Source organism: Candidatus Symbiopectobacterium sp. 'North America' (genome assembly GCF_015762685.1).
In the GTDB taxonomy this organism is placed as follows: domain Bacteria; phylum Pseudomonadota; class Gammaproteobacteria; order Enterobacterales; family Enterobacteriaceae; genus Symbiopectobacterium.
In genome coordinates, this window is record NZ_PEHF01000024.1 from 1 (window position 1) to 22,759 (window position 22,759).

Sequence of the window (22,759 nt, forward strand, 5' to 3'; positions counted from 1 at the left end):
ATGTTCCATTACGTCAGGTTAAACATGGGGTTATGATTCTCCCACCATGATCGGGGAAGACCCTTTCATATACAAATAAATTTGTGAGCGCTTAAGCCCTGTTTTTTCTCTGACTTGTTTCAAACGCAATAATTGGTGGGATATCATTATTTTCCTCCTGAGTCCGTCAGACACAATGTGCACTAACACAACAACACAGACGGCGCTGAAGAGAAAGCTTGTGAGCTCGTATTACGGGTTATTCAACCCTTAATACGGATTTTAGGGTTTTTACGCCTAATAGTCATTTCATGAAGGCGCGTAGGTTTTCACCTCTTGTATTGCATCGTTAAAAAAGACAATTACGGTATCTGGTTGGATAGATGCCCCTGTATGGGCTAACAAGCGCATCATGTTAGCCGCTATTGTCGCAAGAAGAATCACGTTTTCTTTGATAAAGCTGAGAGGTCAGGGTTGTTAACATTGTGAAAGACGACTTATTGAGCCTGACACAATGAAAAAGAGTAGCAACACGCCGACGCCCCATTATGCGACTTTCAAACAGTTTCAGGCAAACCCGGATACCGCCAGAGATTTTATGCAACTCCATTTGTCTGGTGAACTGCGGGATCTGTGTGACATTACCACCCTGAAACTTGACTCTGGCTCTTTTATTGAAGAAGACCTACGCGCCTATTTTAGTGATGTGCTCTACAGCGTAAAAACGCGGGTGGGTGAAGGGTACATTCATGTGCTGATTGAGCACCAAAGCTCTGTGGACAAGCACATGGCATTTCGCCTGATGAGATACGCCATCGCGGCCATGCAGAAGCATCTTGATGCTAAACACAAGACATTACCGCTGGTTATTCCGATACTGTTTTATGCAGGCAGCCCCAGTCCTTATCCTTACTCAACCAACTGGTTAGACGGATTCGATCGCCCCGACGTGGCTGAACGGCTTTACTGTAACCCTTTCCTGCTGGTGGATATCACGGTGATCCCGGATGATGAAATCATGGAGCATCGCAGCATGGCGGCGCTGACCCTGTTGCAAAAGCATATTCGTCAGCGCGATCTGGCGGAGTTGATGTACAGACTGGTGACGCTGCTGCTGGCGGGTTACATGACCAGACAACAGACGATATCACTGGTAAACTACATGGTAGAGGCAGGAGACGCGTTAGACGTTGAGGCTTTTGTCCGAGAACTGGCACACCGGGTGCCACAGCATGAGGAAGAGCTGATGACCATAGCGCAGCGACTCGAGCAGAAGGGTATTGATAAAGGTATGGAATTAGGAAAGCGCAGTGAACGCCTGGCTATACTGAAAATTGTTAGCACTATGCGACAGAATGGCATGGATGATGCGGCTGTGATGAAAATGACTGGTCTGACAGCAGATGAGTTGGCGCAACTGCATCAGTAATAGCTTATCAACTAACAATGCGAGCCAAGAACCGGGGAGCCACCGCGCTCTGCATGTTATGCCGCGCTGTTCTTTATTCCTTCTGTACATCAGACTTATCGCGTTCAAACTCTGCATGCCATTGATCATCACCACGTTGTGACTTTGTAGCTATCCCATTTATAGCGGGTGTCTTTGTGCGGTATGTTTTAGCCGGCGAAGAAGGCTATCTGTGTTAGCAAAGGGAACAGGATAAAAGCATGCGATAACCATGGGATATGGGATACGAAAAATGGTTCGTTATGCCGTTAGACCAACAAAAAACCCTGACCATGGACGATCACGGCAGAGCTTTAATGGGCAGAGCTACATTCAGATAATGGTCTTGCTGGTCAGTGCTTGCGCGCGTTCTTGCATATCGGTGAGGGCAGGTATAAGCAGGCAGATAGCAGCCAGCTCATGTCCTAATTGGCACAAGCTCTCAGGCGTGGGTTCGTATACCTCATTCTCGGCAAAGGTGATCAGCGCATCTCCAATAAAATTGAGGCAATGACAAAGCCCGGCACGCGCTTCGGCACAGTAATAGGCGGTCAGCGACAACTCATCCTTGTCCATGCTTGCGAAGTCCAGATGAGCCAGTGCGGCACTCATGGCAGAATAGAGGGTATCGCACTCCGCCAGTGATTGATAAGGCGTGCTCGTGTTACAATCGATATCAGCCATAGCATTAATCTCCTTAATGTTGTGGTCAGAAGTCCGGTTAGTGTTCCTAGCACTGCCGGGCTTCGCTTTTGCAGTTGCAAAGCACCGCGTAATTACAATGATACCATGCTATGGAATTTGTAATTACAATGTCAAGTGAAAAATAAAAAACAGACCAGTACCAAATCCGGCTTTCTCACGAGTTTCGAGCACAACTGGAAGAACAAGCCCATAAGGATGGTGATAAGACATTGGCTACGTGGATAAAACGCGTTTTGCGCAAGGAACTTCAGACACGCGGTATCGAGCCAAAAGGTTAAGCTAGCCTGGTTGGGGCCACTTGTATTGCATGGCCCCTTGGCTAACCTTCTCGCAAAGAGAAGGGGAAAACGGCTAACTCTCTTCTTTACCCATTGGCTCTGCTCATTTCATTTATCCGATAGCTTCTCGCATAAATATACGGTGCAACGTACCCCTCACGGTTTACATCCAGATAATCCGACCACCATTGCACCATTGCACCATTGCACCATTGCAATGCGCGCATGAAGGTGCTCTGCCTTATGTACATAGGCAGCCCGAACACTGTTACGCTCCTGATGGCTCATTTGGCGCTCGACGGCATCCCGCGACCAGAGTTCCGATTCCATTAGGGCACTGCACGCCATCGCGCGGAATCCATGACCACAGACATCGTTTTTGGTGTCATACCCCATTAACCGCAGTGCTCTGTTAACGGTGTTTTCACTCATTGGTTTGGACGGGTTATGATCGCCGGGGAACACCAATTCCTGATGGCTGGAGATATCTTGTATCTGTTTCAGAATAACTACGGCCTGTTGGGAAAGGGGAACGAGATGCGGGGTGCACATTTTCGCTCCGCGCCCCGAATAGCGCACGCTAGTAATGGCCTCTCGGGTGGAGGGAATAGTCCATATCTTGTTCTTGAAATCAAACTCACCCCAACGGGCGAAACGTAATTCACTGGAGCGGATAAACAGATGCAGGGTAAGCATCACCGCTAATCGGGTCAGTTGTCTTCCGGCCGTATAATCGCCAACGCGTGCCAGTAGCTCCGGCAAGCGTTCAAGTGTAAGGGCAGGGTAATGTCGTTTGACCGGCGGCGCGGTTACTCCTTCCAGATTCAGCGCCGTGTTGTGTTCTACCAGCCCGCGCTGCACGGCGTAACGCATGATATTGCACAGATGCTGTCGGGAACGGGATGCGACTTCGAGTAAACCTTTTGCTTCGATGCCTTTAAGCAGGGTGGTGAAATGCTGCGTTTTTAACTCGGTCACGAGCATGCTGCCAATTGCCGGAAAGAGATGGTTGTTCATGCTGGCAAGCAGTCGGGCTGCGTGGTTTTCTGACCAGGCCTTGTTGTTGCCATGCCAGCTCAGTGCGACGGCTTTAAAGCATTTTTCAGGGGAACCGGCAGCCTTTTCATCGAAGCGTCGCTGCATTGGGTTTATGTTGTGCGCCAGTTGCTTGCGAATGCTTTCACTCTGCTGCCGTGCGTTGGCAAGAGTGATCAGCGGATAGGCACCCAGGCTAATACGGGATTCTTTACCCTTGATGCGATATTTGAGTTACCAGTTGCGTGAACCGTTGGGATTTACGAGTAAATACAGCCCATGTGAATCGGAGGCTTTGAAAGGTTTAGCGGATGCTTTTAAGTTGCGGATTTTTAGATCGTTAAGAGCCATTTGGGGGTTACTCCATTATCGAACCAATCTGACCCCAAATCTGACCACCAAATTCTCCCGATGCAGAGGGAAAGGTAAGAACGCATCGGGAAAGTTTTTCAAGCTAACCAGTTGAACCTAAAACACATAGAGATTCGCAAGGATGCATAAGGACAGGAATTTGGCTCCTCTGACTGGACTCGAACCAGTGACATACGGATTAACAGTCCGCCGTTCTACCAACTGAACTACAGAGGAATTGTGTAAGCGGGGCGAATATTATCGGTCGGCTGGCAGGCTGTCAACGGTAAATTCGCCCGTATTGTCTGATTGCTTAGGCTGTGTACAGCCAAGACCAATTCTTCATCAATATAGCACGGGGGTCCGCTGCTTCGCCTGCTGCCAGGATTTTAATCGCGTGAGTGGATCTTGCTGGTAGAAGCGACTAAAACAGCCATAAAGCGTAGGAAAACGTTCGAAAAGAAGCTTTGGTGCGCTGAAGAAATATTCAGAGAGCACTGCAAAGCATTCGGTCGGATCCTGGGTCGCATAGGGATCCATGCTGGCGGTATCCTCTCCAACTTGATCGATTTCATCTTGCAGTGCTTCCATTGCTGCATGTAACTGCGTTTCCCACTCCACCACATCGCGTAAAGGAATCGGTGGAATACCGGTAGCTTCACCGCCGTTACGGATATCCAGTTTGTGCGTGACCTCATGAATGACCAGGTTGAACCCCGATAAATCGAAACTGTCCTGCACTTCTTGCCAGTTCAATATGATGGGGCCCTGATCCCAGCTTTGTCCAGATTGCACCACCGACCCGGCGTGCACCAGACCGATATCATCCTGCCATTCATCATTAACAATAAAAGGGTTGGGATAGATTAACACCTCATGGAAACCGTTGAGCCATTCAATGCCGAGCTTGAGAACGGGCAAGCAAAACAGCAGTGCGATTCGCTGCTCCATAACGGAAGTCAGCGTCAGTCCCTGTGAAGGAATGATACGTTTTTGATGTAAAAAATCACTGGCAAGCAGGATAAGTCGTTGTTGCTCGCTATCGCTTAACGGTGCCAACAACGGAATAGCAAGAGCATCTTGCCACTGAATAGGGGGGCTTTCCGGTGTGTGCTGTATTTTCCATGGCCATTTCATCGTCGTGTTGCTCGCTAAGTCGTCACTTGAATATAAAGGCAAGGGTATCTGCTGTTAAAATGCCGTAAAACAGGGCATTATAGCAACCACTTAAACGGAGAGGTGCCAGAGCGGCTGAATGGACCGGTCTCGAAAACCGGAGTAGGGGTAACTCTACCGAGGGTTCAAATCCCTCCCTCTCCGCCAATCAACCTACAAAATCAATTGGTTACGATTCGCTTTCGCTTTTGTTCTGCATAAAACTCCGCATTAAACATCCCTTTAGAATCACCTTCCGTCCCTAACCCTCTCATTTTTATCATGTTGTAATTTTCTGAGCAGCCCTCCTGGCTCACACTCTTGAAATAAATTATCTTTAGCATTCGCTGGTGTTTGAAAAGCGGGCGGACAGCGAAGTTGATGGTTTGTAAGAGAAAAAGGGATGTCGATGACAGTCAGCGAAGTCATGAAGGCAGTAAAGCAGAGGTTTAAATTGAGTAACTATGATGTTTTACAGGAGATAATAGTTAATGGCCTGAAGAGAGCTGTGGTTACTCGATTAGGGCTGGCTGAATATTGCCAGTTTTAGCGCTTCGCAATCAGCTTCTTTATCTGCCAGTTGGTCTGCATCTGTTTTTGCTACAACATGGTTGATTTTCCTCTTCATTATGCTAGGTTTTTTATTTTTCGGGTAAAGCCGAAATGAAGTTAAGTAAATGACTTAATGATTTTTTCTATATATATAAAAGCTTTGATGAGCTGATTCAGTTAAACTTTAAATTTATTCGTTTTGTAGTTCATTTAAACAGGTAGAACATGTGTTTTCGATGTGAAAGTAGATTGTTTTTTTGTGGTTTTTGATGATTTTTATGACATGTTTAATTTTTAAGTTAAAAGAAAGTAATGCCAATATTCCCAGATGAACGATAGGTTTAATTATTAGACATTATTGTATAATAACGTATCAAACCTGTATTATGATCACGGATCATGCGTCTGGCAAATTGCATACTATTTTTTTGTAATCTTCATTGAAATTTTTATCTCACAACCCTATGATTTGTCCTGATTTATATTCAGTTATTTCTTTCAATCTAATTGATTTGTTCCCTCCTGCATTTTCAATACAGAATCTAAAAAAATTCCCTTCATTTAATTCGGTTACATTATAAATAACAATTATATCAATGAGTTGTGTTTTGTCAAGGTTTTTGCTTTTCGAGTACGGAAAAATATCTGTCTCGCCAGATCGTAAAATAGGTGATCTAGTTTTGTGTATATCATCTACAATGAACATGGCACTAATACATAAACAAGAATCCAAATAGTTCCGTATTGTAAGTGTAAGCTTTATGGGAGCTATTTTATTTAGCTGCGTTCTAATTGAACTAAAAGCAGCGAATCCAGCTGCTAACAATATTGCTCCAGCTGAAATCAGTGTAAAAATAGCTGGGCTGCCACTAATTTTTGACTCGTCTTTCTGTTTAGTTTTAATTGAAAGCCAAAAATCAAGCGCTGCTAGTTTTGCCCATTCATAACCGACTCCAGACTTTTCTCCGATGTAGATAATTTTTCGTGGGATATAGGAGCCAATAACGTCATCAGCCATTAAATATAACGGAGTGAAAACAATATTGGCACGTATGGTCTCTCCCTTTTTTCTAGTTATCTTAACTTTATTAAAATAAACGCCAAACGATGGATATTTACTTGATTTATATCCTTGAAATGCTCCATATGTTAAGCCAATCGTATCAATGTAATTACTATCGTTGATTAACACACCTTGCTCATTAACCCATAAATAATAAAATACTAAAAAATCATTTTTAACTTTAATATATATACTTATAATTGGAATGTCGAAAGAGTCAAACTCTTTATAAAAATCAGGTGCTGAAATATCAACATACTTTATTGGATCTAATCTGCACTTGTCGGTTGAAGGCAATGGCAGTGGCTGTTAATTAACGACATCTTCTACTAACTTTAGCTGTACAGGTCCTATCGTTTCTTTGTTTAACTCTACGCGCGTTTGACTCTCATAACCAATTAACATTTCTGCTGCTGCTTCTTCATTGTCGAGAGTATAAATTTTTCCACCTTTTGGTTTATTATTCATTATTTTATCACCTAATGTTTATTTTTTATATTATTTTAATCCACACTGTCAACATAGTCTATGATAGGTTTAATTTCTTATGCTTTCGTTTGTATTGCGTTAACTTCTCTTTGAAAATAGTGTTCTGTTTGGACCGGAGTTATTGTAAGGTGAATTTTTTAATACGTTGATATTCCAAATGTATATGCTATTTAGGTACAACCTTGTGATACGATTCCTATTATGTGTCACATAGGAGATACTGTCGATTTTCCATATTAAGAGAAGGTTTGAGTGGAAACTAAAATAATAAAAGTATATAACGAAAAAGCCTGGTTTCACTAGTCTGAGGCGGTATCTAGAAATACTTAACAAAAAAGACCATATGTTTAAATATGCAAAAGACGATAAGAGAAAGTGCCTCGTTGATGGTGTTTTCACTCATAGGTTTCATCGCATCACAACAACCCGTAAGGATAAAACCGTGATCACCGTTAACGTCATAGGTGAAGTCTTTTAATTCTTCCAAAATTGCCAGTGCCTGATGGCACAAGGGTACATAATGCTTCCTACGCATTTTGGCTCCCTGCCTGAATGCGTGATCCCTGCGATGGCTTCACGTTTTTCAGGGATAACCCATAAGGCACTTTTGAAATCTATCTCTGACCAAGGGACAAAACGGAGTTCACTGGAACGAATGAATATCAGCAGATTGCATTTATTGCAGGTAGGGTAAGCCTGCTACGGTCTTTATAGCCTTTAAGGCGTTTCAGTTGGGGAAGTATTTCTTCAGGTTAGATATTTAATCAGTGTTTTTTTGTGAGTTCAGAACCACTTCTTCTCAATATAGGTCAGATAGAAGCAAAAAACTTTCGGATAAAATAACATATAATAATAAGTATTATACCATTATCATGACAATTTTCAGGCAAACTATCTCATTTATACCTTCTAGCGGAAGTAACTCGATTACTGTGACCTTTTTATACAGTTTGGTTTTTATCATGACTTGATTTTTAATTATTTAACGAAGTGTCTATGATAACAAAAATAAGGTATTTGGCTGATTTTATAAAGGTTATTTATATTAAATAATGGGTGAGATGGAAAGGGCTGAGTTATTTATTTCAAGCATGGGATGAGTATGGAACTGTTTAAAGTTAGTGGTTATTACAAATAGGCTCGTTTGAATCTACTGGTAAATATCAAAATTCATCGATATGTATTATGTATTATGTTTTGCGTTGTTTTCTCACTATAAGTAGTGGGTGTTGTTGATTTATATGTATAAATTAATTAACGTTAATGATGAGTATTAAATGAATATTGGTTTTAAATTTAACTTATGACTTGCAAATAGATGTCTCACTATGCTTTATTAGTATTTTGTAATTAAATGGAGATTGTTATTTATGTCAGTAAATTTAAATGGTGTCAGTTATAATAATCATTCAAATGTTTTCTCCGATGAGATGAATAATGTAAAAAATAAACAAAGTGAAGCTGTTTTAGAAAAAAAAGACATTCGCATGTCGAAAATGAAACTGGGAAAAAATTTCATCAATATATTTAACCCCCCTTCAAAATAAAATGAAGTTTACCGTGCTAGAAAAAAATTAATGGAAGATCTTCATGATAAAAAAGAGTTGTTTTTAAAAACAAGTTATCAACATTCTAAAAAAACATTAATCGCTTCAATTAAAATTATTAATAAGTTAATGCTCGAACCCGAGATAAACAAAGGCGATCTTGGTTTGTTATCAAAATACATTGAAAGTTTTTATCATAGAGTTGATACATCAGGTCCATATTGGAAAAGCGAAAACAATATTGTGTCTAAAACATTAAGCAAAATAGGGGACTATATTGCTTAAGCATATAATAATCTTCATGGTATATCAAATGAACTGGATAAAGAATTATCAGGTTTATCAAGTTTTTGGATCGCTGCGATGATAGAGGTGACCAAGAATAATTCCCAAGGGGGTAATTCTACTATAAATTATAAAAATTTCAACGCAATACTCGAGTATCATGTTTTAAACCAAGAAAAGCTATTGAACAATTATGAATTCTCAGTTAACACAGGAAAATTATTAAATTTAATTTATCATATAAGACCAGGGACACTAGATAGCCAGATATTATCTGAGAGTAAGGATGCGATAGAGAGAAATTTGTTGAAGCTTGTCAGTCAATCTTTAAATATTGTCAATTCAAAAAAAACAATTTTCCTCTTTACCATATTCGTTGTGCCTTGGATGTATTGTCATCCATCATCAATTCTGAGAAGAAAAACAATCCTAAATTTAGTTTTGAAACACAAAAAACATTGATTTTCATTTAAATAATATATTAAAGAAATATAATTCCTTACCAGCAAAAAGTGATTTACGTGAAGAAATTAATGTTGTTTTGACTAAGTTTTTAGAATGTACTGGTCGAAGTTTTGAAAAAAATAATTCGTCTATATTTTCTGGTTTTTTGAAACCTATTTTAGAAAAAGAATTCATTCCTCATGATTTCAAACTTAATAACGAATATAGAATACAATCTTCTTATCATTATTAATAATGAAGAGAAAAATAAACTAAATATTATAGCAACTAAAGTTCTAAAAAATTTTCACAAATCATTCGGGGAAAAAAGCGTAAGAGATGATTATTCAAAACCATTAGAAATTATAGTGATGAAGAATAAAGATCACTACCATCGGTATGGTAACTATCCTTTCCGTATAGACACTAATGTTTTAAAAAACTTTGGACAAAAATACAATGAGGAGTTTTATTATTGGCTAAATAAACAGTCTAACCATTTAATGAATATAAATAGATATTCTAACCATGGATGATTTGATTCTATGATTAAATAAAATGTGAAATAAATGATATCTTGGGTTGTGTCTATTTGTCGCGTAATTACGTGTTAAGAGAGTGACACAACCTAATTACTATACTTAAAAGTAATTTATTTTTAACAACAGCGCTCCCGCTATTTTTGATTTCTAAGACTTCATTACAGCATTCAGCGAGTGTCTTTCGCTTATCGGCGAGGTTTACCTCTAAGGCTTTTTTGCTCATACCTTTCCTGTAGCGGGTTAATCCTGTTGCGAATTTGCTTGTGTAGATCTCGCATGTTATCACGAACTTCAGCAAATGACATTTCAGGGTAGGGGCAGAGGCCCATGTTCAAGCGTAGGGGAACTGTTCTGCCAAGTGCATTGATGCTGACCCCATCGCCACACAAAGAATCCATGAACGGGACTGGCCTCTGATGCGAAGGTATAAATAATCAACACCACCAATAGCATAGGTTCCTTCTGTTTTTAATCTTGATACGACAAGCCCTGAGAGTTCTTTGGTTTCCTTCGGGATAATGCAAAATCCTGTCATACAACCCCATGCATCCGGTACGGCATAAAATGCCTGATTGAAACGAATCCAGCAACACGTTACTGAACAAAAAAATAATGACAACATTTGTTTTTATATTAAAAAATTACATTTTTGGACAGCGCTGAACCTTGTAATAGTCGTCTCTGTCTCCGGCATTATTCAAACAGTTATCGCAAAATTTTCTGTGACATTCACCTCACGTGATGCGCTTGTCTAGCTGCTGTATATCTATGTGCCATAGATAGGTCGTTTGAGAGGCTCTCTCCTTTCAATGTATCTGAGTCTGTTTTTAAAAATTCTGCTGATTCTCTGAGGTGCATGTTTAGCCTCAACGTCAAATAATGATTTAAGCTATTCTATATACTTGATAATATTGTTATTTGAGTTATTTATTTGGTTATGTCACTGTTTGTGTTATTTTCTAAGTATGTGTTAATTCCGCCCCGTTTTATAAATAAGAGTGTGCCGCTATGACACGCTGTTAAATATATGGATCTGTTTTTTTAATGTCGTTGTTCTATAGGCATCAGTAATTTCTTTTCTGCTAAAAAATCAATCGTCATGTTATATTGTCGAGTATAAAAGTACCGAAAGAATAAATGAAAATAACCAATTCAGTGAGATCTGAACCATGAACAAATGGAGAATTGGAAATTCGTTATAACCCCAATAATCATCGGTAATGGAGCGATGAGTCAGAATGAGGACTCCGGGAATTGTGTTGGCATACGGACTTTCATAAGCAGTGCTCGGCGAACATTGTTTGAACGCTTATTCCTAAAATTTACGCGATAAGTGGTGATTTAGAAAACTCTGCAACATAATTAACTATCTCTGTTTGTTATTTTTTTTCGTGAAAGCAAAGTGGTAGGTAATAGTGTCATATTCATGTAGTCAGGCCGAATAATGTATAATTAAATTGGTGTCGACAATGGAAATAATTAACATGCAGCCTAAGGTATTACGTTTAAAGTCGTTTGTCTGGTTACAAATGGCTTTTCACGTCTGTTTTCTTTTGTCGGCAACCCTAACACCATCAATTGTAACGGCTAACGATGAGCTGCGCTTTTTGCAAAGGCCTGCTGGCCAAAGTGGTTTGCAGACTCAGAATTACGTGCTGTCACCCGGTGAAACGACAGCCTCGGTGGCGAAGAAATTCAATATAAGCCTGGATGAATTGCGCAAACTTAACCAGTTTCGTACGTATTCGCACGATTTTGAACAGTTGCAACCTGGCGAGAAACTAGAGGTTCCATTAGCGCCACTGCAATGGCACGAGCCCGGACAAAAGGCAACACCAGCCCCACTCAAGCAAGATGATACGCAGGCTAAGAAAATAGCTGGCCTCGCGTCCCTGACGGGTTCGTAGTTATCTAACAATAAAAGCAGCGATGCGGCGGCTTCACTGGCCCGAGGAATGGTCACTAATGAAGCTAATGCGCACATCCAACAGTGGCTCAGTCAGTTTGGTACTGCGCGTGTGCAATTAAATGCTGATGAAAATCTGAACCTCAAGAATTCCCAAGTTGACTTGTTAGTTCCTTTATACGAGCAACAGGACAAACTGGTTTTTACTCAAGGTAGCCTGCACCGCACCGACGATCGCACCCACTCAAACGTGGGTCTCGGTCTACGCTGGTTCAATGATGATTGGATGCTGGGTGGCAATACATTTCTTGATTATGACTTGTCACGTGACCACGCGCGTATGGGCGTCGGAATTGAATATTGGCGTGATTTTATGAAATTGGGTGCCAACAGCTATCATCGCCTGACAGGCTGGAAAGACTCCCCTGACTTTGCTGATTTTCAGAAGCGTCCCGCGAGTGGTTGGGATATCCGAGCACAAGGATGGCTACCTGCGTTGCCACAATTGGGAGGTGCGCTGACCTTTGAGCAATATTATGGCAATGACGTTGCGCTGTTTGGTAAGAACAATCGTCAGCGCGATCCTTACGCCTTTACTGCTGGAGTGAACTACACGCCATTTCCTCTCGCTACGTTCAATGCAGAACAACGCAGAGGCAAGGCGGGAGAAAGTGATGCGAGTTTAGGCGTACAACTGAATTACCGTTTAGGCGCACCCTGGCGCCAGCAAATCGATCTGGATGCAGTAGGCGCGATGCGTCAGCTGGCTGGCAGTCGTTATGATCTGGTCGATCGCAATAACAATATCATCCTGGAATATTGCAAGAACGATGTTATTACTCTGCAAACGGCCAACTTGGTCACTGGTTTTGCCAGGGAGAAAAAATCACTGTATGTCACAGTGGAAAGTAAATACGGATTAGCCCGCATTGACTGGTCTGCGTCAACGCTAATGGCTGCTGGCGGACTCATTCTGCCAGAAAGTGATGATGATTACAGCGTAATACTGCCTCATTATCAATCCGACCAAGGTGGGAACAGCTACACCATTACAGGCGTAGCAGTGGACAAGAGCGGCAATCAATCCTCTCAGGCCAATACCCAGGTTTTGGTCACTCAGGCGGCTATTTACCCAGAAAACAGCACATTAACGCCAAAAAATATCAGCCTTCCCGCCGACGGCACCGCGCAACAACAGTTGGTACTCAGAATCAACGATCGCGAGGGGACTCCGGTTGATGTCTCAGACAGCGAAATCAGCGTGGAGAAAGCGGGAATCAATCGCGCAAGCAGCGACACAACCTTAACGCCCTTCATTCGTCAAACAGCCGATGAGTACGTTTCTACCCTGACAGCTGGGACATACCCAGAGGCGTTTACCATCACGCCATCAGCACGTGGCACCCGTTTTGCGTCAGCCAACGTGTCAGTGGTAGCGAATAGCCTCACCGCACGTATCGAAGCGATGAACGTGGTAGCCGACGGTGCCCTTGCCAATGGCAATGCACAGAATAGCGTTCATCTGATTGTTTCTGATGCGGAAGGGAACCGCGTACCAAACGTGCGCGTCAGCCTGCAAGCGACAAACCAAGCGATTGTTGCCGAGAGCGTGTTGACGGACAGTAATGGAGAGGCAACTGTGCTGGTCACCAGCATTCGGGCTGGCAGCAGTTCGCTAACTGCAACGGTGGGCGACAGTAATCGACGGGCTGACATCAATTTTGTGTCTGATAGCAGCACGGCTCATATCGCTGATGCCGATCTGTCGGTTCTCCCCAAAATCAGCATTGCTGACGGCAAAATGCTGAAAGCTATTCGCACTCAAGTAATTGATACACAATTAAATCTAGTTGATAATATTGCCGTAGGGTTCAGCGCTGATAACGGCGCGGTTGTGGAAGCATCATCAGTGAACACCGATGCTCAAGGTATCGTCGAGACGACGCTTCTCAGCACTATGGCGGGCATATCTCGGGTAAGTGCGGAAGTCAATCAACAGCGGACGATGAAAGAGACCGTCTTTATCGGAAACAATGCCTCAGCGCAGGTCGTCGCTGTCACACCCGCATCTGGTCCTTATATTGCGGATGGCCGCACCCCGGTGCTTTTCAGTGCCAAAGTTGAGGACAGCAATGGTAACTTGTTGTTCAACGTGGCGGTTGATTGGCATTCAGACCGGGATAGCAACCAGGTACGTTTTAGTCAGCGCTAAAGCAGCACTAATGCGGATGGGATTGCACAAACCAGCATTACCAGCACCCAGGCGTTTGCCGTCACGGTGACTGCTTCCAGCAATGCTTCGACACATACCGCATCTCCGATTACGTTCGATGGGGATCGTAACAATGGCACGATCGCGCTTTTGTCCAGCGATCGCCCAACGCTGATTGCTGGTACGGCCGATCGCGCTATGGTCACCGTCAGGGTAGAAGATACGCAAGGTAATCCACTAGAGTGAGTCACCGTCAATTTTGATGCTGATAATCAAGCCACTATTACGCCAACTCAAGGGCAAACAGATGAGCAAGGACGCGTTTTTGCAATCTTGACGACGCTGAAGGCGGGCGCGATCCAGGTGCGAGCGACACTGTATAATGGGCAGGTGCAAACGTTGCCACTTAATGCGCTGGCTGATACGCATAATGCAACAGTGTCGTTACGTGCGGCATCGCCCACGGCCATTGCAGGAGGAAGTGGTGTGATGCTAACGGCTACGGCAGTCGATGGGCATAACAACCGGGTACCCGAGACCAGTATTGCCTGGCGTAGCAGCAATAATCAGCTTAACGCAACGGTGGCACAGACGGATGGGTTGGGAAATGCTTTGGTCATGCTGTCAGGCACTCAAGCTGGCGCGACCGAGGTGACTGCAATGCTGTTTAACGGTAACAGCGACAATGCTCAGGTGCAGTTCGCATCAGGAGTCGCTGTAGCTGAACACTGTGGGTTGCATGTGCATCCGCAGTCGATAACGACTGATGGCGCAAGTGCCGCCATCGCGCAACTCACACTGAGAGACACTTGGGATAACCCGGTACCGGGGCATACAGTGCGCTGGACGGCGGATGAACCCAGTATTACATTTAGTGCAACGGAGTTGGGGGGCGGCGTATATCAGGCGCTGGTCACTGGCAGGCAGGAAGGTAGCTGGACGCTGACTGCAACCAGCAACGATGTCGTCAAGCAGGCTGAGTTGGGGCTATTGGCTAACCAAAGTACAGCGTTGCTTACCTCAGTGACAGTGATCGGCACGACCACCGCAAAAGCGGACGGTATTGAGACCATCAGGTTGCGGGCGCAGGTTCAAGATCAAAATGGCAATACGGCACTGGAAGGTGTTGCGGTGGGCTGGCAAAGTTCGCTTGGAACGTTGGCCTCTCCGCTCAGTCACACTAATCAGGAGGGTATAGCGGAAATCACACTGACTAGCACCCAAGCTGGGCAGAGTACTGTCTCCGCGGTGTTAGGCGGAGCGCAGCCGGTTACGGCTGATAGTCTGGTGACCTTCAGTGCGGGTGCGGTATCGGCAGACAGGTCGGTGCTAATGGTAACCCCTGGCACCATCGTGGCGGCGCTGGAGCAGGCCACAGTGCGGGTTGTGGCGCGGGATACTGAAGGTAATCTGCTGGGGAATCTCAACGATCGGATCACGCTGACCTACACGCCCGAACTGTTGATGTCTACCGTGACGTTCACTGAAGTCGCCAACGTTGTGTATATCGCTATGGTTACCGGAAATCGCGCTGGAATGACAATGATATCGGCGGTCGTTGACGGTGTCACTCTGAATCAGCAAGGTAGCCTCACCGTGAAGGCGGATAACAGCACCGCTGCTATACAGAGCGAAATAGTCGTCACTCCTACATCAGCAGTGGTGGGCGAACGGGTGACCTACACGGCTACCTTGGTGGATGGTCACGGAAATGCACTTGGCGCCGGGATACCGGTTATCTGGAGCGCCAATGAAGGTAGCGCGTTGGACGCGCCGATGACACACACTGACGATAACGGCAGTGCTTCGGTAACGCTCACACGCATGCTGGCTGGTGCGGCGCAGGTAAGCGCTATCCTGCCGTCAGGGGCAACAGCGGCCCCTGATGTGATGTTTAGCGCAGCGGCAGCGGATGAACCCGGTTCTCAATTAACGCTTGAACCTACGGCCATCATTGCGGGCCAGACAACGGCTACGCTGCGTCTGTTATTGCGAGACAACCACGGTAATGCGTTAGCGGGACAGTCAGTCAGCGGAGTCAGCGATAACAATACGGTAAGCCTGAGCGCGAGTCATGAAGTGTCCGACGGGGATTACCGAATCACGGTGTACGGTGAGCGCGCGGGTAACTCTTTACTGTCCGTCGTGGTCAACGGTTCGGCATTCAACGAAAGCAGAATGTTGTCCGTAACGGGTGACACCAGCAGGTGGCGTCTTTCTGAGGTTGCAGCGAACACCTCCAGTTTTACCGCCGGAGATGCGTAGGGCGTCACCTACAGCGCGCGAGTAACGGATGTCCATGGCAATGTGCTGGCGGGGGTGGTTGTCTCATGGCACTTGAGCGGGCAGGCAAATAGCTTTGCACCAACCTCTCGCACCAATGAGGACGGAATTGCCACCACGTAGGTGCAGAGCCAGACGGCAGGTGTATTGCGTATGACGGTGCATCTGGATGAGGAGAACAGTCTGCAAGCCGAACCGGTGACGGCAATCGCCGGAGCCATAGATGACACCCGGTCAACGTTCAGTAGTGACAGAACTATACTTGGCTCTAACGGTATGGATGCTGCCAACCTGACTGTCACCCTTGCAGATCAATACAGTAACCCCATTTCAGGCAAGGTCGTGACGATTAATGGTGCGGAGGCGTTGAGTGGCTTCACGAGCGGCGCGGTAACCGATAATGGCAATAATAGCTACCAGTCGCAAGCAACCTCAATGGCTAAAGGGCATGTAACGCTAACGGCCGAAGCAGACGGTATTTCAATCGGTGCCGGTATCACTATTGTCGTCGGTGCTGTGACGCCGGAACTGCGTTTTGCCAATGCGAATCAGCAGGTGGTCTTTACACGGAATTTCACCGAGTCTCAACCTGTTGAGGGACTGCCAGATGGCATGTCGCAACAGTGGTCTAGCACCGACGAGGGGGTTGCCGTCGTTGATGGCACAACGGGGATTGTTACCCTGCTAAAATCAGGGGAAACGACAATTTCAGTGTATATGCCGGGCAATGCGCAATACAACCCCGCGCTGGGAAGCTACCGGCTGACCGTGGCCAAAGCCGATCCGCTGCTCAGCGCTGGCGATAGCAATCCGATCAATGCGGACTGGTCAGACGGTAAAACCCATTCCGTTGCTGCACGATTTGGTAATCCGGATGCGCAGACCATGTTGGTAGCACAGTATGGCAGCAATGATACGGGGGTGGTGACCGTTAACAGCGAGGGGATCCTTACCGCCGTGCGTCCTTGCAATACCCTGATAACGGTGAGGACGCAGGAAACGGAACAGTTCAGACCCAGTGAAGTTTCAGTGGCCTATATTCTGGATAAGGGAACGTTGAGTATCCGTTTTGTAACAGCAGAAGTAAGCACTACGGATGAAGAAGACTTTACGCTTCAGGCTCCGGAGCAATCGGTGCCTTCGGACGCTGACATCCTCTGGCAATCCAGCAACAGTGGTGTAATCAATATATCAGAGGCGGGCGTTGTTCAGGGGGCCGTAAGTAAAGGCCAAACCCGTCTTACCCTCAGCGTACTGGCAAACGATTTTTATCATGCAAGTACTGGTTACCACGATGTGTTGGTGTTCTCCCGCCCCTTACTGAGTGTCGGCACGGTATCCTACATCTCCCGCGGGAGCATTAGTACCAGTGGTGCCTGGCTCCCGCTGTTTACTGATGACAACATGTCAGTACCCTGGAGTGTGGATAACGCCAACGAGTTCAGTACAACCCGGAGTGTCGAAATTTCTCTCAAAGATGCCTCTGGTTCGGTATTGGCACAACAAACCGAAACGTCGTTGACTGGCCCCCAAACCACGACGATTACGCCAACGGCTGGTTTTTGGGCAAAGCGGCGACGCTGACTGTGGTGGCTCAGGGGGAGGGGGCCTTGAAGACGGAGTTCACCAATACGGTGACAATTGCTTCTGCTGGCATTGCAGATGTTAAAGATTTTGCGTCAGTTGTGGCCCAGGTTGGCACTACGTATAGCGACGGTACCTACGCGTCCTACTGTAGAACAACTTGGCTAGGTAGCAATACTGACTGGCGCGGTGCAGGAGACATCTATCTGAAAATGGGTGAGTTCGGTAATAAGACACTAATATCGCCGATGAGTATAGTCATATTCACCGAAATTAATGGATTTAATGAGGGAAAAGAAACGGTGAGATTATCAAATGCGTCCGTTTCTGTGGTGCTAAAGCGAGTGGGATTGATAGAAGGTCCCATACTAAGAGGCTCGTGCTGGGCTAATCATGAATCTTATTTTACGGCGTATTATGAAATCATTTTTAGAGATGTGACTCAGCGCTTTTCTATCGTTAACAGCTTGTGGCTGGGCGGCAGCAGTTATTCCTATGCGCATGGCTATTTCTATTTCAATAGAAACTGATTGCCATGTCCATGGGGGCCTGCGCTGTAGTATTCGGTTGTAGCGAAGAAGGGGCTGGAAAACATCGTTATTGTCAGTGTATTTACTTTGTACTAGGCTCAAAAGGAACGAGTGACTCGTTCCTTTTGATTTATTGCGGAGGTGACCATGGGATTCTGGCGTATTGTGTTAACCATTCTTCTTCCGCCGTTGGGGGTGTTATTAGGGAAAGGGGTAGAGCTGGCGTTTTTGCTTAATATCATATTGACTTTGCTGGGATATATTCCGGGATTGATTCACGCATTCTGGGTGCAGACCCTGCCTGAAACGCACTGAACGCCCGCATCGCTGGTATTCACCACCACCACGGCGTGCCGTGGTGTTTCAGTTAAAGAGCATTTGCTGCTTTTAGCATCGTTGTGATGTCGATCGTTGACGTCTTTGGCTTTTTTGTGCTCATCAAAGGCGATTGTCATGATATCCCTCATTACTGGCGTAGCGGAGAATGGTATTGTTACGCGTTCACTGCTGCTGTATTTAGCCTTGCTCAAGGCTGATGCGGTGCGGTCCGTTTTCGGGGATAAGAGATGGTTGATGTTCTGATAAAAGCGTTTTCATTTATTCTGGTTATTATTATTGGCTATCAATTAAAACGGCGGGGAGTGTTGCAGCCGGAAAGCGGAACAGCGTTATTCCAAGCTGATGATGAATTTTACTTTACCTGCCGCCGTTATCACCGGTTTTGCCAGCTTTCAGGTCGATCACTCGCTGTTGATTTTGGTGGCATTTGGGCTTGGCTGTAATTTGTTGCTACTCGGTGTTGGCTATATGATTGGCTGCCGTCGCCCAGAAGGGCTGAAAGCGTATTACATGATCAACTCGCCCGGTTATAACATTGGCTGTTTTACGCGGCCCTATGTGCAGAGTTTTCTTGGGCCGGTTGGTATTGTGGCGACGTGCTTGTTCGACGCCGGTAACTCGGTCATCTGTACCGGGGGGAGCTTTGCCGCGGCGCCGGCTGCCACTGGCAGAAGCTCCGGTTGGCTTAACATTATCAAACGCTTGTTTTCATCCGTGCCGTTTGATGTCTATGTGTTCCTGATGATTGCTGCCTTGATGGGATGGCATTTGCCGCCTCAGATAACCCTGGTGGTCTCCACGCTGGGCAATGCCAACCCCTTTGTCGGCATGCTGCTTGAGATCAATATCGAACGCTCGCAGTTGAAACACGTGTTGACCATCTTGCTGCTGCGCTACGGTTCCGCAGCGGCGTTTGCCTGCTTGTTCTATTTCTTCACGCCCCTGCCGTTGAAGATCCGTCAAGTGTTAGCGGTAGTAGTGTTTGCGCCGCTCTCTTCATTGTCACCGATATTTACGTCGCGCTTTAGCGGCAATTTATCCGTGGTTGCCAGCTTTGCCAACTCGGCATCGATCATGATAAGCATTGTTATAATGACCGTGCTGCTGACCAGTATGCAGCTTTAAAGCGTTGGGGTGCGACGATGACGCTCCGCGTTGTTGTCCGCACTTTCTACCCGGTTGCGGCCCAGCTGTTTGGCACGATACAGCGCAATATCGGCACGATTGATAAAGGTATCCAGATTCTCATTTTCGCGATACTGGGTGATGCCCACGCTGATGGTGATGTGGATTTTTTCTTTCTGGTATGACACTTCGGCGATTTCCACTGCGCGGCGCAGAATATCAGCCCGTTGCAGCGCATTCTCCAGCGTACAATCATCCAGTAACACCACAAACTCCTCGCCCCCCAGCGACACGCTTGATCGGAACTGCGGATCGCCTGCAGCAGAAGCTGTGCGATATTTTGCAGCACCAAATCGCCCACGCCGTGGCCGTAGGCGTCGTTAACCCGTTTAAAATGGTCGATATCCAGGATCAGGATTGACATGGGTTTGCGATGAGTAAAACGCATGTCACGTAGGCGTTTGAAAAAATAATCAAACGCCTGGCGATTCATCACACCGGTCAGCTTATCCGTGGTGGCCATGCGTTCGAGGCGAGGCTGGTAGCCGCTGATGGTTAACCACAGCAAAAACAGAAACAGCAGACTTGCCACCAGGCTGACGCCCAGATTTTTCATCAACGTAATCCACAGCCGATGTTCACTGGGGTGGCTACGTTGTTCTATCATCAAATACCAGTCAAATTCGGGAATCAGACGCGTATTGAGAAATACCGGACCGTCGTCGTCATATTGATAGCTGCCGCCTGGATTGGTTAAAATGGCTGTAGCGAGGGCGGATAATTCTGGCTGATGGTGGATATTTAGCGCATTGCGAAAATCATCACTGTGTAACACCACCAGGCCGCTCTTGTCCGTAAAATAGATGGTTCGACGATAACGTTCCTGATATTTTTCTATCAAATGTTTGACCTTTTCAACCGAAATACCGACGCCAGCAATGCCGATAAAATTACCGTTGTAGTCTTTGACCTTGTAATTGATAAAGATATCGAGGCGGTCGCGTTTTTCCGGATCGTGCCCCACGTCAATGAGATAAGTATGCTCATCCGAAAGTTCGCGTGCCTGAAAATACCACTGATCTTCTTGAACGCTCTCTGACATGGTTTTTAAAATCCGCTACGGATCATAATAACGTTTTGTTTTGTCATAAATAAAAAAGGAAAAAATGGTATCGAAGAGATTATCGATTTCACGCAGATAGCGGATCATGGCTTGCGGATCGGATTCATTATCCAACACCCAGTCGCACACGAAGGTATCGTGTGCCATCAGCGAGGAGATAAAAATAGGGCGCAGCAGATCCTGCTGAATTTCTGAATAGACATTGTCACTGGTGAGAGGCAGGGTATTTTCTTTGATCTCCGCTTCTAGCGATTGTTGAGCCACTTTAAAGCTGGTCCAACTGATGATCAGAAATGCGGTCAGTAGCATGACAGTGAACAACATGGCTGCTCGTGTTTTATTTAACCATACAGCGCTTGTCATTAGATCTACACGCAAAGCTGTACCCTCATAGTGTTCTGAGCGGGAGTAAAGGACGCCGCTGATTATGCATCAAGATGATACATGGAGCTAACTGAAGTTAAGCAGTCGCCTGACAAAACGGCAAACAGGTGTGTCATTTCTGTTGCGCGTTCTCCAAATGTTGCTCAAGCGAAAGTCGAAAGCCATTCAATGTCATGTTTTGTAGACTAATGTCGCCTTCGGCAAGGGGGGTTGAGCGAGCGATTTATCCTGTGGTTAAATCGAGGGTTATTTAGGCACGCCATACGGGAAAGACAATCATGCCGCCGATGATGACAAGCCAACAGAAACCCGCCACCGCCTTGCTGTTGATTAATGAAAAATCAAGGAAGGGCGACTGCGCACGCAAAGAGGTGCTGGCTCAGCTGACGGCGCAGGGACTGCGGGTGATCGTTCCCAACGCAGACCTGACGATGACCTACAGCGAATTGATCGAGCATTATGCCGATCGCATCGATAGTGTCATCGTCGGTGGCGGCGACGGCAGCCTGAACGCGGCCGCTCCGGGCCTGGTGGCGACAGGATTGCCGCTGGGAGTGCTACCGCTGGGAACGGCCAATGATTTTGCTCGCACGTTGGGTATCCCCTTCGATCTGAAAAACGCCATTTCTGTTATCGTTGCTGGTCACCGTCGAGCTGTAGATTTAGGAAAGGTGAACGGTCACCTGTTCTTTAACGTGTCCAGTATCGGTTTTTCTGCTGCTTTGGCGCGTGAACTGACCGCCGAATCCAAAAAACGCTGGGGAACGCTCGGCTATGCGCTGGCTGCCTGTAAGCTGTTGTGCCAAAGTCGGCCATTTCGTGCGGAAATTGTTCATGAAGGCACGGCCGAACGTGTCAGAACGGTACAAATCTCAGTGGGTAACGGGCGTTTTTATGGTGGCGGTATGACGGTAGAAGAGCGCGCCGCGCCAGATGACGGGCTGCTTGATGTCTATAGCCTTGAAGTAACCCATTGGTGGCAGATGATTGCGTTGATCCCATTTCTACGCCGTGGTACTCAAGGGCGTTGGCGTCAGGTGCGGGCTTTTTCCACGACGGAGTTGATACTGAACACCCGGCGACCGCACGATATCAACGCGGATGGTGAGCTGATTGGCCGCACACCAGCACATTTTACCATTGAACAGAAAGCCATTGAGGTGTTTGCTCCGCGCTGATTCAGAGGCGTAAATACGCCCCTGAACGTCAGTGCGGTTTATTCCTTATTTGAAAACGTGAAAACGGGTTTCGTCATCAATATAGGTTTTCTCACCGGCCGGTTGCTCAATGGAGCCGAACGGTAACTGCGCCCGCAGTTTCCACTGCGCGGGTAAATTCCATGCTTTTTTCACATCATCATCAATCAGCGGGTTGTGAAGAATAGCTGCTAAGCAAAAATGT

The 22,759-nt window shown here is 45.9% G+C and carries 17 protein-coding genes, 2 tRNA genes and 8 pseudogenes; 15 read left to right on the forward strand and 12 right to left on the reverse strand.

All coding sequences use genetic code 11. From position 1 onward, the window contains the following. Nucleotides 1–54: 54 nt before the first annotated feature. A pseudogene (locus tag CS369_RS05325) lies at nt 55–147 on the reverse strand (AlpA family phage regulatory protein); the annotation flags it as partial. 346 nt (nt 148–493) lie between these two features. Here CS369_RS05325 and CS369_RS05330 point away from each other — a divergent pair. Further along, nucleotides 494–1,408, forward strand: a complete 915-nt coding sequence (locus CS369_RS05330) for an Rpn family recombination-promoting nuclease/putative transposase (protein ID WP_196906299.1) — start codon at nt 494–496, stop codon at nt 1,406–1,408. A 351-nt stretch (nt 1,409–1,759) separates the two neighbouring features. Here CS369_RS05330 and CS369_RS05335 read toward each other — a convergent pair whose 3' ends face one another. The 4 genes and pseudogenes from CS369_RS05335 to mtfA all read right to left on the reverse strand — a co-directional run bounded on the left by CS369_RS05335 (nt 1,760) and on the right by mtfA (nt 4,932). Beyond that, complete coding sequence (locus CS369_RS05335) at nt 1,760–2,110, reverse strand: hypothetical protein (RefSeq protein WP_196906300.1); 351 nt, start codon at nt 2,108–2,110, stop codon at nt 1,760–1,762. Between the two features lie 385 nt (nt 2,111–2,495). Next, nucleotides 2,496–3,795, reverse strand: a pseudogene (locus tag CS369_RS05340) (tyrosine-type recombinase/integrase). Between the two features lie 161 nt (nt 3,796–3,956). Beyond that, nucleotides 3,957–4,032, reverse strand: a tRNA-Asn gene (locus CS369_RS05345). Between the two features lie 108 nt (nt 4,033–4,140). Then, nucleotides 4,141–4,932 (reverse strand): DgsA anti-repressor MtfA, encoded by a 792-nt coding sequence (mtfA, locus tag CS369_RS05350; RefSeq protein WP_196906301.1) that lies wholly within the window; start codon nt 4,930–4,932, stop codon nt 4,141–4,143. Between the two features lie 96 nt (nt 4,933–5,028). Between mtfA and CS369_RS05355 the strand changes: the two genes are divergently transcribed. Further along, nucleotides 5,029–5,118: transfer RNA gene (locus tag CS369_RS05355), tRNA-Ser, on the forward strand. 838 nt (nt 5,119–5,956) lie between these two features. On the opposite strand, the gene CS369_RS05360 is transcribed toward CS369_RS05355, so the two are convergent. From CS369_RS05360 to CS369_RS23055, 3 genes and pseudogenes are all read right to left on the reverse strand, one after another. Then, a complete protein-coding gene (locus CS369_RS05360) occupies nt 5,957–6,862 on the reverse strand; it encodes a hypothetical protein (protein ID WP_196906302.1) in 906 nt (301 codons plus the stop codon). A 12-nt stretch (nt 6,863–6,874) separates the two neighbouring features. Next, the gene (locus CS369_RS05365; RefSeq protein ID WP_196906303.1) at nt 6,875–7,033 is read right to left on the reverse strand and encodes a hypothetical protein; all 159 of its coding nucleotides are present in this window, start codon (nt 7,031–7,033) and stop codon (nt 6,875–6,877) included. Between the two features lie 394 nt (nt 7,034–7,427). Continuing rightward, a pseudogene (locus CS369_RS23055) lies at nt 7,428–7,803 on the reverse strand (tyrosine-type recombinase/integrase); the annotation flags it as partial. 621 nt (nt 7,804–8,424) lie between these two features. Between CS369_RS23055 and CS369_RS05370 the strand changes: the two are divergent. Further along, nucleotides 8,425–8,601 (forward strand): hypothetical protein, encoded by a 177-nt coding sequence (locus CS369_RS05370; RefSeq protein WP_196906304.1) that lies wholly within the window; start codon nt 8,425–8,427, stop codon nt 8,599–8,601. Between the two features lie 30 nt (nt 8,602–8,631). Then, nucleotides 8,632–8,886: a hypothetical protein gene (locus CS369_RS05375; protein WP_196906305.1), complete on the forward strand. Its 255-nt coding sequence runs from the start codon at nt 8,632–8,634 to the stop codon at nt 8,884–8,886. A 1,095-nt stretch (nt 8,887–9,981) separates the two neighbouring features. On the opposite strand, the pseudogene CS369_RS23060 reads toward CS369_RS05375, so the two are convergent. Further along, nucleotides 9,982–10,389 (reverse strand): annotated as a pseudogene (locus CS369_RS23060) (integrase arm-type DNA-binding domain-containing protein); the annotation flags it as partial. A 967-nt stretch (nt 10,390–11,356) separates the two neighbouring features. Here CS369_RS23060 and CS369_RS05380 point away from each other — a divergent pair. The 10 genes and pseudogenes from CS369_RS05380 (at nt 11,357) to CS369_RS05420 (ending at nt 19,851) form a co-directional block, all read left to right on the forward strand. Next, nucleotides 11,357–11,779, forward strand: a complete 423-nt coding sequence (locus CS369_RS05380; protein ID WP_210769478.1) for a LysM peptidoglycan-binding domain-containing protein — start codon at nt 11,357–11,359, stop codon at nt 11,777–11,779. Nucleotides 11,780–11,803: 24 nt separating this feature from the next. Further along, nucleotides 11,804–13,204, forward strand: a pseudogene (locus CS369_RS05385) (inverse autotransporter beta domain-containing protein); the annotation flags it as partial. A 39-nt stretch (nt 13,205–13,243) separates the two neighbouring features. Beyond that, a complete protein-coding gene (locus CS369_RS25060) occupies nt 13,244–13,990 on the forward strand; it encodes an Ig-like domain-containing protein (RefSeq protein ID WP_374191036.1) in 747 nt (248 codons plus the stop codon). 66 nt (nt 13,991–14,056) lie between these two features. Then, a complete protein-coding gene (locus CS369_RS05390) occupies nt 14,057–14,236 on the forward strand; it encodes a hypothetical protein (protein WP_196906308.1) in 180 nt (59 codons plus the stop codon). 87 nt (nt 14,237–14,323) lie between these two features. After that, entirely contained in the window at nt 14,324–16,255 is a 1,932-nt protein-coding gene (locus CS369_RS05395; protein ID WP_196906309.1) for an Ig-like domain-containing protein, read from the forward strand. Between the two features lie 15 nt (nt 16,256–16,270). Continuing rightward, a pseudogene (locus tag CS369_RS25065) lies at nt 16,271–16,396 on the forward strand (Ig-like domain-containing protein); the annotation flags it as partial. Beyond that, on the forward strand, nt 16,397–17,857 hold the full coding sequence (locus CS369_RS05405) for an Ig-like domain-containing protein (protein ID WP_210769479.1): 1,461 nt from the start codon (nt 16,397–16,399) through the stop codon (nt 17,855–17,857). Beyond that, nucleotides 17,836–18,387, forward strand: a complete 552-nt coding sequence (locus tag CS369_RS05410; protein ID WP_196906312.1) for a hypothetical protein — start codon at nt 17,836–17,838, stop codon at nt 18,385–18,387. Before CS369_RS05405 ends, CS369_RS05410 begins: the two co-directional genes overlap by 22 nt. Nucleotides 18,388–18,534: 147 nt before the next feature. After that, nucleotides 18,535–18,702 (forward strand): YqaE/Pmp3 family membrane protein, encoded by a 168-nt coding sequence (locus CS369_RS05415; protein ID WP_196906313.1) that lies wholly within the window; start codon nt 18,535–18,537, stop codon nt 18,700–18,702. Between the two features lie 366 nt (nt 18,703–19,068). After that, nucleotides 19,069–19,851 (forward strand): AEC family transporter, encoded by a 783-nt coding sequence (locus CS369_RS05420; protein WP_244664784.1) that lies wholly within the window; start codon nt 19,069–19,071, stop codon nt 19,849–19,851. Here the strand turns inward: CS369_RS05420 and CS369_RS24830 are convergent. Together CS369_RS24830 and CS369_RS24835 are read right to left on the reverse strand one after the other, a co-directional pair. Then, nucleotides 19,848–20,953: pseudogene (locus CS369_RS24830) on the reverse strand (diguanylate cyclase). The gene CS369_RS05420 and the pseudogene CS369_RS24830 sit on opposite strands and share 4 nt — an antisense overlap. Before the next feature lie 15 nt (nt 20,954–20,968). Then, nucleotides 20,969–21,298: a hypothetical protein gene (locus CS369_RS24835; RefSeq protein WP_307833660.1), complete on the reverse strand. Its 330-nt coding sequence runs from the start codon at nt 21,296–21,298 to the stop codon at nt 20,969–20,971. Nucleotides 21,299–21,636: 338 nt separating this feature from the next. Here CS369_RS24835 and CS369_RS05430 point away from each other — a divergent pair, with 338 nt between their 5' ends. Then, nucleotides 21,637–22,536, forward strand: coding sequence for a lipid kinase (locus CS369_RS05430; RefSeq protein WP_374191034.1), 900 nt, complete (start codon nt 21,637–21,639; stop codon nt 22,534–22,536). A 45-nt stretch (nt 22,537–22,581) separates the two neighbouring features. Here the strand turns inward: CS369_RS05430 and CS369_RS24460 are convergent. Beyond that, nucleotides 22,582–22,734 (reverse strand): annotated as a pseudogene (locus CS369_RS24460) (nitroreductase); the annotation flags it as partial. Nucleotides 22,735–22,759 lie beyond the last annotated feature (25 nt).